Source organism: Pseudomonas sp. PGPR N4 (assembly GCF_059693665.1).
This window is the reverse complement of sequence record NZ_JCAUKV010000003.1, coordinates 339748-354799: the sequence shown is the minus strand read 5'-3', so window position 1 is coordinate 354799 and position 15052 is coordinate 339748. Positions and strand designations below refer to the sequence as shown.

Here is a 15052-nt window from a genome sequence, read left to right as displayed (position 1 = left end):
CAAGCTGATATATGTAAGGCACAGCTGCATAGCCGATCGGCGAAGCTCGTGGTCCATCAATTGACCAGGAGCTTTCCCGATGATCATCGATTCCCGGCCTTGTTGCCGCAACCGCATCCCAGAGCAGCTCTCCTACGACCTGGCGATCGCCGAAAACCCACGCAACAGAGGCGTAAGTAGTGGCGGGCGACACAAACGCGGCCTCGTCAAACACACGCACTTGTGGGAGCCGGGCCGCACGCTGTGGATCTCGTTCATGGGCTCACCTGATCGAAGCCTGAAAATGGCAATTTTCGAACTGGCGAGCCAGTGGACTGACTTGTCCGAGGCGAATCTGGAATTGGATCTGGCCGAAGACAACGATGCCAAGGCCCAGATCAGGGTTCTGACCGGCAAGGATGTCCTGCACAATCAATCAGACCTCGGCACCGATGCGCTGGCCTATACCGATGAGACCATGTGCCTGAACGTCGCTCCCGGCGAAGAGTGGTTTGAATGTACAGTGCTGCATGAGTTCGGCCACGCCCTCGGACTACAGCACGAACACACCCACCCTGATGCCAATATCCCGTGGAACGAACAGGCGCTTATCGCCACGCTCCAAGCCGCTGGCTGGACTGCACAGGATGTGCACCAGCAGTATCTGGACGTGCAGGCTGATACAGCCATGATAAAAACCGCTTACGACCCGTTGTCGATCATGCATTATGCCGTCGCGCAATGGCAGACCATCGGCGATTTTGAAATCGCACGCAACCACCAGCTCAGCGAAAAGGACCTTGAGCTGATGCGCCTGGCCTACCCGCACGACTGAACCTAGCGAACCTGTCCAAGGTTGGCCTCGCTCATGTCCAGATCGCCCAACACCTGGCGCACGACCTCATCACCTACCAGGTGCTGGCGATGCAGGCTATACAGCTCCAGGCGCTGGGCACGCAGCGCACGCAAACGCAGGCGACGCTCGAGCAAGTCCATCTGGTGCGCCAGCTCACGGGCTTCGGCGCTGTCGTTGTAGCTGGCCAGTTCATCGCGATACTCGGCCATCAGCCGCGCCTTGAGCTCGACCGCCAAGGTTGCCTGAGTAGCATCCTGAGCAGCGTTGGCATCGACCACTTCCTCGGCTTCGAGCGCATGGATCGCCGCCTCTGCGGTCAGCCGCCACGCCTCCCGCACTTCCTGCTGCAAGCGCTCGTCCGGGCTCTGGGTAATGCCGCGCAAGAGCAGCGGCAAGGCAATGCATGCACTGATCAACGACAACAGAATCACCCCGGCGGCAATAAAGATCAGCAAGTCGCGTTGCGGGAACGCCTCCCCGGCACTGATCAACAACGGCACCGACATCACGCCTGCCAAGGTCACCGCCCCGCGCACGCCGCCCAGGGTCAACAGCCAGCAGGAACGTGCAGTCGGCACCAATACCAGTTCAGGCTTGCCGCGCCAGCGGCGTACCACGCCAATCGCCCGCCAGATGCTCTGCACCCAGATGAAACGGAGCACGATCAGCGCCGCAAAGATCGCCAGCACTTCCAGGCAGCGGTAGGCGAGCGCCGGCCACAGCGAGGTTTCGTGGCTGACCACTGCCTTGATGATGTCCGGCAACTGCAGGCCCAGCAGCAAGAAGATCAAACCGTTGAAGGCGAACTCAAGCAACGACCAGACGCTGCGATTGAGTAGCCGGGTGCTGGTCTGGCGCGGCAGCAGATCCAGCCAGCTCTGCATCATGCCTGCGGCTACCGCCGAAAGGATGCCCGACACACCAAGACGCTCGGCCAGCACATAGGCCGCGAACGGCAGCAACAGCATGAACACCACATGGGTGGCCGGATCATCCCAGCCGCGGGTGATCATCCACGCGCGTAGCCGCCCGACCAGCCAGCTCAACGCCACGCCGACGGCCAGCCCTCCCAAGGCCACCAGTACGAACGACAAGCTCGCGTCGGTGAGCGAAAACACCCCGGTAATCGCCGCAGCCAAGGCGAACTTGAAGGTCACCAGGCCCGAGGCATCATTGAGCAAGGCTTCGCCCTGAAGCATGTGCATCAACGGCGTCGGCAGTCGGTCCTGGGCAATGGCCGAGACGGCCACTGCATCGGTCGGCGACAGCACGGCGGCGAGGGCAAACGCCACCGGCAGCGGAATGCTCGGCAGCAGCCAATGAATGAAGTAACCCGCGCCGACCACGGTAAACAGCACCAGCCCAACGGCCAGGGCGATGACCGGGCCGCGCATGCGCCACAGCTCCCGCTTGGGGATACGCCAGCCATCGGCGAACAGCAGCGGCGGCAGGAACAGAAACAGGAACAGCTCCGGCTCCAATGCCACATGCAAGCCAAGGCTGGGCCACGCCAATAGTGCGCCTGCCGCGATCTGTACCAACGGCAACGGCAGCGGGATCAAGCGCCCGACCAGCTTGGATACGCTTACCAGCGTCAGCAGGATGAGGACGGTATAGGCTGACTGCATCGGTAAAAATCCTGTCAAATTGGAGAAACGCTTACAGCGCTAGGACCGCAATTGAAACAATATGTTAGCGGGGAGTTAAGGGCATCTGCCGCTGCACGATAGTCGCAGGCTGCCGCAGAATGTGTAACAGCGTGCTACTCAACGCGCTTAACCGCGGGCATTCGGCAGCCAGCCGTGGCGCCAGCCCCAGCGATGTCGCATAATCCGCCGACTAAACAACGGGAGATATTGGGGAGGTTTTGGGTGAACCCGCCGGACCCTTTGAATTCAATGGCTTACACTCTCTACGGCATCAAGGCCTGCGACACCATGAAAAAGGCCCGTAGCTGGCTTGAAGAACACGCCATCGACTACGCCTTTCACGACTATAAAAGCCAAGGCATCGACCGTGACAGCCTGATCCGCTGGTGCAACGAGCACGGCTGGCAGGTTGTGCTCAACCGCGCCGGCACCACGTTCCGCAAACTCGACGATGCCAGCAAAGCCGACATTGACCAGGCCAAGGCCGTCGAATTGATGCTGGCCCAGCCGTCGATGATCAAGCGCCCGGTGCTCGACCTTGGCGAACGCACCCTGGTCGGCTTCAAGCCGGATCTGTACGCCGCTGCGCTGGGCTGAGCCCAACAGCGCTGCCACCCCCCTATTCGCAAGAGGTAATCGCATGTCCACTACTCTGTTCAGCCTGGCCTTCGGTGTCGGCACCCAAAACCGTCAGGGCACTTGGCTGGAAGTGTTCTACGCACAACCACTGCTCAACCCCAGCGCCGAACTGATCGCTGCCATCGCCCCGGTGCTGGGCTATGAAGGCGGCAACCAGGCCATCGCGTTCAGCAATGCCCAGGCCGGCCAGCTGGCCGATGCGGTCAAGTCGGTCGACGCTACCCAGTACGCGCTGCTGACCCGCCTGGCAGAAAGCCACAAGCCGCTGGTCGCCACCCTGCTGGCCGAAGACAGCGCACTGACCTCGACGCCTGAGGCCTACCTCAAACTGCACCTGCTCTCGCACCGCCTGGTCAAGCCGCACGGCCTGAGCCTGGCCGGCATTTTCCCGCTGCTGCCGAACGTAGCCTGGACCAATCGTGGCGCGGTCGACCTGGCTGAGCTCGCCGAACTGCAACTGGAAGCACGTCTGAAGGGCGAACTGCTGGAAGTGTTCTCGGTCGACAAGTTCCCGAAAATGACCGACTACGTGGTCCCGGCCGGCGTGCGTATCGCCGATGCGGCGCGCGTGCGTCTGGGCGCCTATGTTGGCGAAAGCACCACCATCATGCACGAAGGCTTCGTCAACTTTAACGCCGGCACCGAAGGCCCAGGCATGATCGAAGGCCGCGTCTCGGCGGGCGTCTTCGTCGGCAAGGGTTCGGACCTGGGCGGCGGTTGTTCGACCATGGGCACCTTGTCCGGTGGCGGCAACATCGTCATCAAGGTCGGCGAAGGCTGCCTGATCGGCGCCAACGCCGGTATCGGTATCCCGCTGGGCGACCGCAACACCGTTGAAGCTGGCCTGTACATCACGGCCGGCACCAAGGTGAACCTGCTCGACGAGAACAACGAACTGGTCAAGGTGGTCAAGGCCCGTGATCTGGCCGGCCAGACCGACCTGCTGTTCCGTCGCAACTCGCTCAACGGCGCAGTCGAGTGCAAGACGCACAAGTCGGCAATCGAGCTGAACGAGGCGCTGCACGCGCACAACTGAGAACCATCAGGTTCGAAGTGATAAGATCGGGTCTGGCGTAAAGCCAGGCCCGATTTTCATTGCAGGTCCCGCAAACATGTTTCAGCCCTCCCCCTGGCGCGCCGACTTCCCCGCGATCGCCGCGTTGCAACGCCAGCACCAGACTTACCTGGACAGCGCCGCCACTACCCAGAAGCCACAGGCCCTGCTTGATGCACTGAGCCATTACTACAGCCATGGCGCCGCCAATGTGCACCGCGCGCAACACCTGCCGGGAGCACTGGCCACTCAAGCGTTCGAGGCCAGCCGCGACAAAGTGGCTGCCTGGCTGAATGCCGCTGATGCGCAACAGATCATCTTCACCCACGGCGCGACCTCAGCGCTGAACCTGCTCGCCTATGGCCTTGAGCACGGCTTCAATGCCGGCGACGAGATCGCCATCAGTGCGCTGGAGCACCACGCCAACCTGTTGCCCTGGCAGCAACTGGCGCAGCGGCGCAATCTGCGCCTGGTGATATTGCCGGTGAACTCGCAAGGCCAGATTGACCTTGACCAGGCACTGCAGCTGATCGGCCCACGTACACGCTTGCTGGCGGTCAGCCAGCTGTCGAATGTGCTCGGCACCTGGCAACCGCTGCCAGCCCTGCTCGCCCATGCCCGCGCCCAAGGCGCGTTGACCGTTGTCGATGGCGCTCAGGGCGTGGTGCATGGACGCCACGACGTGCAACAACTGGGCTGCGACTTCTACGTGTTCTCCAGCCACAAGCTGTACGGCCCGGAAGGCGTCGGCGTGCTCTACGGCCGCCACCGCGCGCTGCAGCAGTTGCGCCATTGGCAGTTTGGCGGCGAGATGGTCCAACTGGCGGATTACCACAGCGCCAGTTTTCGTCCTGCGCCGCTCGGCTTCGAAGCCGGCACGCCACCGATTGCCGGCGTGATTGGCCTGGGCGCCACGCTGGACTATCTGGCCAGCCTTGATGCCAACGCGGTCGAGCGCCACGAAGCAAGCCTGCACCAGCACCTGCTGCGCGGTCTGGCCGATCGCGAGGGCGTTCGCGTACTGGGCGCACCACAGACCGCGCTGGTCAGCTTTGTCGTCGACGGCGTGCACAACGCCGACATCGCCCATGTACTGACCGAGCAAGGCATCGCCGTGCGCGCCGGTCATCACTGTGCGATGCCCCTGCTCAAAGGCCTCGGCCTTGAGGGCGCGATCCGCGTGTCGCTGGGGCTGTATAACGACAGTGACGATCTGGCGCGCCTTTTGGAAGCGCTGGATCAAGGCCTGGAGCTGCTGCGATGAGCCTGCCCGAACAAGCTCGCGAGGCATTGGCGTGCTTCACCGAAGCCCGTGGCTGGGAACAGCGCGCACGCTTGCTGATGCAGTGGGGCGAGCGCCTGGCGCCGATGGATGACACCGAGAAAACCGAAAGCAACCGTGTCCACGGCTGTGAAAGCCTGGTCTGGTTGGTGGCCGTAGTCGATGATGGCCAATGGCGTTTCAAGGCCACCAGCGATGCGCGTCTGTTACGCGGTTTGCTGGCGCTGTTGCTGGCGCGGGTACAAGGGCTGGCCAGCGCCGAGCTGGCCCAGCTCGACCTGCGCGGCTGGTTCAGCGAGCTGGGGCTTGAACGCCAATTGTCGCCGTCGCGCAGCAACGGCCTGCATGCGGTACTGCAGCGTATGGCGCAGCTCGCCAGCGAAGCGTGAAGCGCTGACCGCTGCTTACAGATCAGCCGCCGGCGCGACCACCCGTTCCGACGGCCGGCGCGCACCGGCCACCAGTTTTTCGATGGCTTTGCTCGCCGCCACCATGCCGAACGTGGCGGTGACCATCATCACCGCGCCAAAGCCGCCGGAGCAATCCAGGCGCACGCCCTCACCGACAAAGCTCTTTTGCAGGCAAACGCTGCCGTCACCCTTGGGATAACGCAGCTGCTCGCTGGAGAACACGCACGGCACGCCGTAATTGCGCGAGGTGTTGCGCGAGAAGTTGTAGTCGCGGCGCAGGGTCGAGCGCACGCGTGAGGCCAACGGGTCGTTGAAGGTCTTGTTCAGGTCGCCGATCTGGATCTGCGTGGGGTCGATCTGGCCGCCGGCGCCACCGGTGGTGACCACGGCGATCTTGCGCCGCCGGCACCAGGCAATCAACGCCGCCTTGGCCATCACGCTGTCGATGCAATCGATGACGCAGTCCATCTGCTCGGTGATGTGCTCGGCCATGCTGTCACGGGTGACGAAGTCTGCCACTGCATGGACTGTGCAGGCCGGGTTGATTGCCAGCAGACGCTCGGCCATGACCTCGACTTTAGCCCGCCCCACCTGGCCTTCCAGCGCATGCGCCTGGCGGTTGGTGTTGCTCACGCAGACATCATCAAGGTCAAACAGGCTGATTTCGCCAACACCGCTGCGCGCCAGCGCCTCGGCCACCCATGAGCCGACCCCGCCGATGCCGACCACCGCCACATGGGCGTCGCGCAGGCGTTGCAGGCCTTGGTCGCCGTACAAACGGGCAACGCCGGCGAAGCGTGGATCTTCTGTACTCATGCTCGCTATCCGCAAAAAACCGGCGCGCATTATATGCCAGCTGGCGGGTTGCCGGGCCGCACGGCGCTGTTAGTTGGTAAAAAACCTACCAATCCTGCTTTAATATCCGATCAGAGAGTCAGACTTGGACGACAACCGAGTGGGACCAGAGCGTCACCCTCTGCGCCGAATGGCACTGCTGCTTTCTTGTCCAAGCGTAGAACGCAGCCCCAGCTGGCACCCGCCCACTCCCCTCTTCGGAACCTACAATCGCTTATGTCATCACGCAAATTCGGCCTCAACCTGGTAGTGGTGCTGGTCATCGCCGCGCTGTTCACCGGGTTCTGGGCGCTGATCAACCGCCCGGTGTCCGCGCCGGCCTGGCCGGAGCAGATTTCCGGCTTCTCCTACTCGCCGTTTCGCCTGGGTGAAAGCCCGCAAAAGGGCCAGTACCCGAGCGAGGAGGAGATGCGCCAGGACCTCGAGCAGTTGAGCAAACTGACCGACAGTATCCGTATCTATACCGTCGAAGGCACCCAGGCCGAAGTCCCGCGGCTGGCTGAGGAATTCGGCCTGCGCGTCACCCTGGGTATCTGGATCAGCCCGGACCTTGAGCGCAACGAGCGCGAGATCAGCAAGGCCATCGAGCTGGCCAACAGCTCGCGCAGCGTGGTGCGGGTGGTGGTTGGCAACGAGGCGTTGTTCCGCAAAGAGGTCACCCCCGAGGCGCTGATCCAGTACCTGGATCGGGTCCGCGCGGCGGTCAAGGTGCCGGTGACCACCAGTGAACAGTGGCATATCTGGAAAGAAAACCCGGAGCTTGCCCCCCACGTCGACCTGATCGCCGCGCACATCTTGCCGTACTGGGAGTTTGTGCCGATGCAGGATTCGGTCGAGTTCGTGCTTGATCGCGCCCGTGAGCTCAAGCAGCAGTTCCCGCGCAAACCGCTGCTGCTGTCGGAGGTTGGCTGGCCGAGCAACGGCCGCATGCGCGGCGGCGCCGATGCCACCCAGGCCGACCAGGCCATCTACCTGCGCACGCTGGTCAACACCCTCAACCGACGCGGCTACAACTACTTCGTCATCGAGGCCTACGACCAACCGTGGAAGGCCAGCGACGAAGGTTCAGTGGGCGCCTACTGGGGCGTGTTCAACGCCGAGCGCCAACAGAAATTCAACTTCGAAGGGCCGGTGGTGGCGATTCCGCAGTGGCGCGCCCTTGCGGTCGCTTCGGTGGTGCTGGCGATGCTTGCCCTGACCATCCTGCTGATCGATGGCTCGGCGCTACGCCAACGCGGGCGCACCTTCCTCACCTTCATTACCTTCCTCTGTGGCTCGGTGCTGGTGTGGATCGCCTACGACTACAGCCAGCAATACAGCACCTGGTTCAGCCTGATCGTCGGTTTCCTGCTGGCGCTGGGGGCGATTGGTGTGTTCATCGTGTTGATGACCGAAGCCCATGAACTGGCCGAAACGGTGTGGACGGCCAAGCGCCGTCGCGAATTCCTGCCGGTGCAGGGCGACAGCGCCTACCGTCCGAAAGTGTCGGTGCACGTGCCCTGCTACAACGAGCCACCGGAGATGGTCAAACAGACCCTCGACGCCCTCGCAGCGCTCGACTACCCCGACTATGAAGTGCTGGTGATCGACAACAACACCAAGGACCCGGCCGTGTGGGAGCCGCTCAAGGCCCACTGCGAGCTGCTCGGTGAGCGCTTCAAGTTCTTCCACGTTGCGCCGCTGGCCGGCTTCAAGGGTGGCGCACTCAACTACCTGTTGCCGCACACGGCCAAGGACGCCGAAGTGATCGCCGTGATCGACTCGGACTACTGCGTCGACCGCAACTGGCTCAAGCACATGGTGCCGCACTTCGCCGACCCGAAGATCGCTGTGGTGCAGTCGCCGCAGGACTACCGCGACCAGCACGAAAGCGCCTTCAAGAAGCTCTGCTACAGCGAATACAAAGGCTTCTTCCACATCGGCATGGTCACCCGCAACGACCGTGACGCGATCATCCAGCACGGTACCATGACCATGACCCGGCGCTCGGTGCTGGAAGAACTCGGCTGGGCCGACTGGTGCATCTGCGAAGACGCCGAGCTGGGCCTGCGCGTGTTCGAAAAAGGCTTGTCTGCCGCCTACGCGCACAACAGCTACGGCAAGGGCCTGATGCCCGACACCTTCATCGACTTCAAGAAGCAGCGCTTCCGCTGGGCCTACGGCGCGATCCAGATCATCAAGCACCACGCCCGCGCCCTGCTGCAGGGCAAGGGCAGTGAACTGACCCGCGGCCAGCGCTATCACTTCCTCGCCGGCTGGTTGCCATGGGTCGCCGATGGCATGAACATCTTCTTCACCGTCGGTGCGCTGCTGTGGTCGGCGGCGATGATCATCGTCCCGCACCGGGTCGATCCACCGCTGATGATCTTTGCCATCCCGCCGTTGGCGCTGTTCTTCTTCAAAGTCGGCAAGATCCTGTTCCTCTACCGTCGTGCGGTCGGCGTCAACCTCAAGGACGCCTTCGCTGCCGCCCTGGCCGGGCTGGCGCTGTCGCATACGATTGCCAAGGCCGTGCTGTACGGTTTCTTCACCAGCAGCATGCCGTTCTTCCGCACGCCGAAGAACGCCGACAGCCATGGTTTGCTGGTGGCGATTTCCGAGGCGCGCGAAGAGCTGTTCATCATGCTCTTGCTGTGGGGCGCTGCCGGTGGCATCTACCTGGTGCAGGGCTTGCCCAGTTCGGACATGCGCTTCTGGGTAGCCATGCTGCTGGTGCAATCGCTGCCGTACCTGGCCGCGCTGATCATGGCCTTCCTGTCGTCGCTGCCCAAACCGGCAAGCGATGCAGCACAAGCCTCGACTGCCTGACCACAAAGGCCACCCGCTGGCACCCTGAAGGTGCCCGGCGGGCGCATTTGATATAAGATAACGCGCCTGTTTTTTCGTCCTTGCCTTGCCCCCGGAGTTCCCCATGACGGCCCCCGCCGAGCTCTCGCCTACCCTTCAACTGGCCTGCGACCTGATCCGTCGTCCCTCGGTGACCCCGGTCGATGCCGACTGCCAGACCCAGATGATGAACCGCCTGGGCGCTGTCGGCTTCCAGCTTGAACCGATGCGCATCGAAGACGTCGACAACTTCTGGGCCACCCATGGCAGTAAGGACGGCCCGGTGTTGTGTTTTGCCGGCCACACCGACGTGGTCCCGACCGGCCCGGTGCAGCAGTGGCAACATGAGCCGTTCCAGGCACTGATCGATGCCGACGGCATGCTCTGCGGCCGCGGCGCTGCCGACATGAAGGGCAGCCTGGCATCGATGGTGGTGGCCAGCGAGCGCTTTGTGCACGACTACCCCAACCACCGCGGCAAGGTCGCCTTCCTCATCACCAGCGACGAAGAAGGCCCCGCCCATCACGGCACCAAGGCCGTCGTCGAGCGCCTGGTCGCACGCAACGAGCGCCTAGACTGGTGCATCGTCGGCGAGCCATCGAGCACCAATTTGCTCGGTGACGTGGTCAAGAACGGCCGCCGCGGTTCGCTCGGTGCCAAGCTGACCGTACGCGGCAAGCAGGGCCACGTTGCCTATCCGCACCTGGCGCGCAACCCGATCCACCTGGCCGCGCCAGCGCTGGCCGAACTGGCAGCAGAGCATTGGGACGAAGGCAATGCGTTCTTCCCGCCGACCAGCTTCCAGATCTCCAACCTCAATTCCGGTACCGGCGCGACCAACGTCGTGCCTGGCGACCTGACTGCGCTGTTCAACTTCCGCTTCTCCACCGAGTCGACCGTCGAGGGCCTGCAGGCGCGGGTGGCGGCGATTCTCGACAAGCATCAGCTGGACTGGTCGATCGATTGGGCGCTGTCGGGCCTGCCGTTCCTCACCGAGCCAGGTGAACTGCTCGACGCGGTAGCGGCCAGCATCAAGGCCGTCACCGACCGCGATACCCAGCCATCGACCAGCGGCGGCACCTCCGACGGCCGCTTCATCGCCACCATGGGTACTCAGGTGGTCGAGCTCGGCCCGGTCAACGCCACTATCCACCAGGTCGACGAGCGCATCCTGGCCAGCGATCTCGACCTGCTGACCGAGATCTACTACCAGACCCTGGTGCGGTTGCTCGCCTGATGCTCATCTGCCCTCTTTGCCAGGCGGCCTTGGCAGCGCTGGACAACGGTGTCGCGTGCAGCGCCGGCCATCGCTTCGACCGTGCTCGCCAGGGTTATCTGAACCTGTTGCCGGTGCAGCACAAGAACAGCCGTGATCCAGGTGACAATCAGGCGATGGTCGAGGCCCGCCGTGACTTTCTCGACGGTGGCCACTATGCCCCGGTCGCCGAGCGCCTGGCGCAGCTGGCTGCCGAGCGCCAGCCCGGCGCCTGGCTGGATATCGGCTGCGGCGAAGGCTATTACACCGCGCAACTCGCCAATGCCCTGCCGGCGGCCCAGGGTTACGCCCTGGATATTTCCCGTGAAGCGGTTAAACGCGCCTGCAAGCGCGCGCCGCAGGTGACCTGGATGGTCGCCAGCATGGCCCGCGTGCCCCTGGCCGATGCCAGCTGCCAGTTCATCGCCAGCGTTTTCAGCCCGCTCGACTGGCAGGAGGCCTTGCGCCTGCTCAGCCCTGGCGGCGGCCTGATGCGGGTCGGCCCGACCAGCGGTCACCTGATGGAGCTGCGCGAGGTGCTTTACGATGAAGTGCGTCCGTATGCTGACGACAAGCACCTGGCACTGGTGCCAGCGGGAATGGTCCATGCTCACAGTGAAACCCTCGAGTTTCGCCTCAGCCTGGCCGCACCCAAGGCTCGCGCCGACCTGCTGGCGATGACCCCGCACGGCTGGCGAGCAAGCGCTGAAAAGCGCGCGCTGGTGATCGACCAGGCCGCGCCGTTCGAGGTAACCGTTTCCATGCGTTATGACTATTTCCTGCGCCAATCCTGAGCACACCGGAGCCCTTTATGCGTCAACCTGATATCGAGATTTACCTGAAGGACACCGACGTCGACCACAAGCAGATTGCCCAGTGGTTGGTCGAGGCCTTGGGCCCGTGCACCGAATGGACCCAGAAAGGCCTGACCTGGAAATGCCAGGCCGGTAACATCCCGGTGACCTGGTTACCGAAGGCTGTAGGGAAATGGAACAGCCTCTACCTGGAAAGCGACCAGACCCCGTGGGAGGACGACATTGCCTGCGCACGCGCAGCCTTTGCCGCACTCAACGTCGAAGTGCGTTGTGCACCGGGCAGCTGGAGCGAAGAACACGGGGAGGAGGATGCCGACCGTTGGATCCGTATCAGCGCCGACGGTGAAGAGGAAATCACCTGGCGCACGCAGTAATACTGCGAGAGGGATGTAACACGAGCAATCGCATCAGGCTGCAAGTTCCACGGACAACTTGCAGCTTGAGGCTTGCCAACCAGCGCTTACAGGCCCACTACATCCTCGGCCTGGAGACCTTTCTGGCCTTGGGTGAGGTTGTATTCAACCTGCTGCCCTTCAACCAGCGAGCGATGCCCTTCACCACGAATCGCCCGATAGTGGACGAATACATCGGCCCCATCTTCGCGCTGAATGAAGCCATAACCCTTGGCATCGTTGAACCACTTTACATTCCCAGTCTCACGAGACGACATCTGAACTACTCCAGTTTTTTTATTGTGAAGATCGCCTTGCAGGCACTGAGTTTCCCCGTGCCGACGCCGCTTGCTGAAATATCCTGCAAGGGGCGGACCGAGTATATGACAGAGAACAAAGAAAATTCATGACAGGCCTGTTCAATGCAGTTTTTTGCTGAACTTGCGCAGATACGGCAGACTCACTGACTGCAAATCGATCCGAAATTCTTCCCAGGGCCCACACATCACATGACCCGTTCCCCCCTGCGCCGCTTGATCTTCGGCGCCCTGCGCCGCGTGCTTTACCTGTGGGTACGCTCCGAGACCATCAATCAGTCATCGCTGACCCTAAAGCTCGACCGCAGCCGCCCGGTGTTCTATGCCCTGCCCTCGCCGTCGCTGACCGACCTGGCGGTGCTCGACCGCGAATGCACCAAAGCGGGGCTGCCGCGGCCAGTGTTGCCCGTTGTGGTTGGCCCGCTGCACGAGCCTGCGGCGTTTTTCTATCTGACCCCGGAGCCGGACTGGCTCGGCCGCCACGACAAACGCGGCGCGCCGCCGACCCTGGAGCGGCTGGTCGAAGCAGTCAGCCAGCATGCCGAAGAAGACGCACAGATCATCCCGGTCAGCGTGTTCTGGGGGCAGACCCCGGCCAGTGAATCGAGCCCATGGAAGCTGCTGTTTGCCGACAGCTGGGCGGTAACCGGACGCCTGCGTCGCTTGCTCACCATCATCATGCTCGGGCGCAAGACCCGCGTGCAGTTCTCGGCGCCGATCCACCTGCGCGAGCTGGTCGAGCACAACAAGGGCCATGCGCGTACCGTGCGTATGGCCCAGCGCCTGATGCGCGTGCACTTTCGCAACCTCAAGAGCGCGGTCATCGGCCCGGACATTTCGCACCGGCGCAACCTGGTCAAAGGCCTGATCCACGACCAGCAGGTGCGTCAGGCCATCGCCGAGGAGGCAGAACGCGAGCAGATTCCGCTGGCGAAAGCCGAGGCGCGAGCGCTGCGCTACGGCAACGAAATTGCCTCGGACTACACCTACACCGCGATCCGCTTTCTTGAAGTGGTGCTGAGCTGGTTCTGGAACAAGATCTACGACGGCATCAAGGTCAACAACATCGAGCAGGTGCAAGGCATCGCTCCCGGTCACGAGGTGATCTATGTGCCCTGCCACCGCAGCCACATCGACTACCTGCTGCTGTCCTACCTGCTGTTTCGCAACGGCCTGACGCCACCGCACGTAGCCGCGGGCATCAACCTCAACATGCCGGTCATCGGCAGCCTGCTGCGCCGTGGCGGGGCGTTCTTCATGCGCCGTACGTTCAAGGGCAACCCGCTGTACACCGCGGTGTTCAACGAATACTTGCACACGCTGTTCACCAAGGGCTTCCCGGTCGAATACTTCGTCGAAGGCGGCCGCTCGCGCACCGGGCGCATGCTGCAGCCACGCACCGGCATGCTGGCGATTACCCTGCGCAGTTTCCTGCGCTCGTCGCGCACACCGATCGTGTTCGTGCCGGTGTACATCGGCTATGAGCGGGTGCTCGAAGGCCGCACCTACCTGGGCGAGCTGCGTGGGGCGAGCAAGAAAAAAGAATCCATCTTCGACATCTTCAAGGTCATCGGCGCGCTCAAACAGCGCTACGGCCAGGTGTCGGTCAACTTCGGCGAGCCGATCCGCCTGGCCAGCTTCCTCGATGAGCAGCGCCCAGGCTGGCGCGAAGAGGATCACGGCGAGCAGTTTCGTCCGGCCTGGTTGAACGACACCACCCACCGCCTGGGCGAAACCGTGGCCCGCCACCTCAACGAAGCCGCGGCGGTCAATCCGGTCAACCTGGTCGCGCTGGCATTGCTCTCGACCAGCCGTCACGCGCTCGACGAAAGCGCCCTTGTGCGGGTGCTCGACCTATACCTGAGCTTGCTGCGTGAAGTGCCCTATTCGGCGCATACCACCCTGCCTGAGGGCGATGGCATGGCCTTGATCAGCCACGTCAAAGGCATGAACCTGCTGTCCGAGCAGAACGATGCCATGGGCCGCATCCTCTATCTGGATGAAGCCAACGCGGTGCTGATGACCTATTACCGCAACAACGTACTGCACATCTTTGCCCTGCCGGCGCTGCTGGCGAGCTTCTTCCAGAGCAGCTCACGGATCAGCCGCGAGCTGATCGGCCAGTACGTCAAGGCGCTGTATCCGTACCTGCAAGCCGAGCTGTTCCTGCGCTGGACGCCCGAGCAACTCGACGAAACCATCGATCACTGGCTCGACGCGCTGGTTGCCCAAGGCCTGCTGCGGGTGGAAAACGGCGTCTACCTGCGCCCGGCACCGAGTTCGCGTGCGTTCGTATTGCTGACGCTGCTCTCGCGGACCATCACCCAGGCCCTGCAGCGCTATTACATGGCGACCTCACTGTTGGTCAACAACGGCCAGCAGACCCTGACCGCCGAAGAACTGGAAGACCTCTGCGTGATGATGGCCCAGCGGCTGTCGATCCTGCATGGCCTGAATGCACCGGAGTTCTTCGACAAGAGCCTGTTCCGCCACTTCATCCAGACCTTGCTCCAGCAAGGCGTGCTGCGGCCCGCCGGCAACGGCAAGCTCAGCCATCACGACAAGCTCGGCGAGCTGGCCGAGGGTGTGGCCAAGCGCGTGCTGTCGGCCGAGCTGCGCCTGTCGATTCGCCAGGTGGCGCTGCACCGCGAAATAGAAGGTGTGGAGCAAATCCCCACCTGAGTGCAAACCCTTGGCCGCGACTGCCGCGACCTTGGCAGGAA

Annotated in this window: 13 protein-coding genes; 10 read left to right on the top strand and 3 right to left on the bottom strand. The window is 63.0% G+C overall.

The genetic code is table 11. From position 1 onward, the window contains the following. Window positions 1-79 precede the first annotated feature (79 nt). Window positions 80-814, top strand: coding sequence for a M12 family metallopeptidase (locus tag AC58X1_RS15390; protein ID WP_150572029.1), 735 nt, complete (start codon window positions 80-82; stop codon window positions 812-814). A 2-nt stretch (window positions 815-816) separates the two neighbouring features. Here AC58X1_RS15390 and AC58X1_RS15385 read toward each other — a convergent pair whose 3' ends face one another. Next, complete coding sequence (locus AC58X1_RS15385) at window positions 817-2463, bottom strand: Na+/H+ antiporter (protein WP_497429073.1); 1647 nt, start codon at window positions 2461-2463, stop codon at window positions 817-819. Window positions 2464-2733: 270 nt separating this feature from the next. On the opposite strand from AC58X1_RS15385, the gene AC58X1_RS15380 reads away from it, so the two are divergent. From AC58X1_RS15380 to AC58X1_RS15365, 4 genes are all read left to right on the top strand, one after another. Next, window positions 2734-3081 (top strand): ArsC family reductase, encoded by a 348-nt coding sequence (locus AC58X1_RS15380; protein ID WP_101317223.1) that lies wholly within the window; start codon window positions 2734-2736, stop codon window positions 3079-3081. 43 nt (window positions 3082-3124) lie between these two features. Beyond that, window positions 3125-4159 carry a 2,3,4,5-tetrahydropyridine-2,6-dicarboxylate N-succinyltransferase gene (gene dapD, locus AC58X1_RS15375; protein ID WP_101317221.1) on the top strand — a complete coding sequence of 345 codons (1035 nt, stop codon included), beginning with the start codon at window positions 3125-3127 and terminating at the stop codon, window positions 4157-4159. Between the two features lie 76 nt (window positions 4160-4235). Next, window positions 4236-5441: a cysteine desulfurase gene (locus tag AC58X1_RS15370; protein ID WP_497429072.1), complete on the top strand. Its 1206-nt coding sequence runs from the start codon at window positions 4236-4238 to the stop codon at window positions 5439-5441. Next, window positions 5438-5848, top strand: coding sequence for a SufE family protein (locus tag AC58X1_RS15365; protein WP_497429071.1), 411 nt, complete (start codon window positions 5438-5440; stop codon window positions 5846-5848). The genes AC58X1_RS15370 and AC58X1_RS15365 overlap by 4 nt, the downstream gene beginning before the upstream one ends. A 15-nt stretch (window positions 5849-5863) precedes the next feature. Here AC58X1_RS15365 and tcdA read toward each other — a convergent pair whose 3' ends face one another. After that, on the bottom strand, window positions 5864-6685 hold the full coding sequence (gene tcdA, locus AC58X1_RS15360) for a tRNA cyclic N6-threonylcarbamoyladenosine(37) synthase TcdA (protein WP_150570840.1): 822 nt from the start codon (window positions 6683-6685) through the stop codon (window positions 5864-5866). Between the two features lie 255 nt (window positions 6686-6940). Here tcdA and AC58X1_RS15355 point away from each other — a divergent pair, with 255 nt between their 5' ends. The 4 genes from AC58X1_RS15355 to AC58X1_RS15340 all read left to right on the top strand — a co-directional run bounded on the left by AC58X1_RS15355 (window position 6941) and on the right by AC58X1_RS15340 (window position 11994). Next, window positions 6941-9532 (top strand): glycosyltransferase, encoded by a 2592-nt coding sequence (locus AC58X1_RS15355; protein ID WP_101317213.1) that lies wholly within the window; start codon window positions 6941-6943, stop codon window positions 9530-9532. Between the two features lie 103 nt (window positions 9533-9635). Then, complete coding sequence (gene dapE, locus AC58X1_RS15350) at window positions 9636-10787, top strand: succinyl-diaminopimelate desuccinylase (protein WP_150570838.1); 1152 nt, start codon at window positions 9636-9638, stop codon at window positions 10785-10787. Then, the gene (locus tag AC58X1_RS15345) at window positions 10787-11599 is read left to right on the top strand and encodes a putative RNA methyltransferase (protein WP_101317209.1); all 813 of its coding nucleotides are present in this window, start codon (window positions 10787-10789) and stop codon (window positions 11597-11599) included. The genes dapE and AC58X1_RS15345 overlap by 1 nt, the downstream gene beginning before the upstream one ends. Window positions 11600-11616: 17 nt before the next feature. Continuing rightward, window positions 11617-11994 carry a hypothetical protein gene (locus AC58X1_RS15340; protein ID WP_150570837.1) on the top strand — a complete coding sequence of 126 codons (378 nt, stop codon included), beginning with the start codon at window positions 11617-11619 and terminating at the stop codon, window positions 11992-11994. Between the two features lie 86 nt (window positions 11995-12080). On the opposite strand, the gene AC58X1_RS15335 is transcribed toward AC58X1_RS15340, so the two are convergent. Beyond that, window positions 12081-12290, bottom strand: a complete 210-nt coding sequence (locus tag AC58X1_RS15335) for a cold-shock protein (RefSeq protein WP_101317205.1) — start codon at window positions 12288-12290, stop codon at window positions 12081-12083. 231 nt (window positions 12291-12521) lie between these two features. Here AC58X1_RS15335 and plsB point away from each other — a divergent pair, with 231 nt between their 5' ends. Continuing rightward, window positions 12522-15011: a glycerol-3-phosphate 1-O-acyltransferase PlsB gene (gene plsB, locus AC58X1_RS15330; RefSeq protein WP_101317203.1), complete on the top strand. Its 2490-nt coding sequence runs from the start codon at window positions 12522-12524 to the stop codon at window positions 15009-15011. Window positions 15012-15052 lie beyond the last annotated feature (41 nt).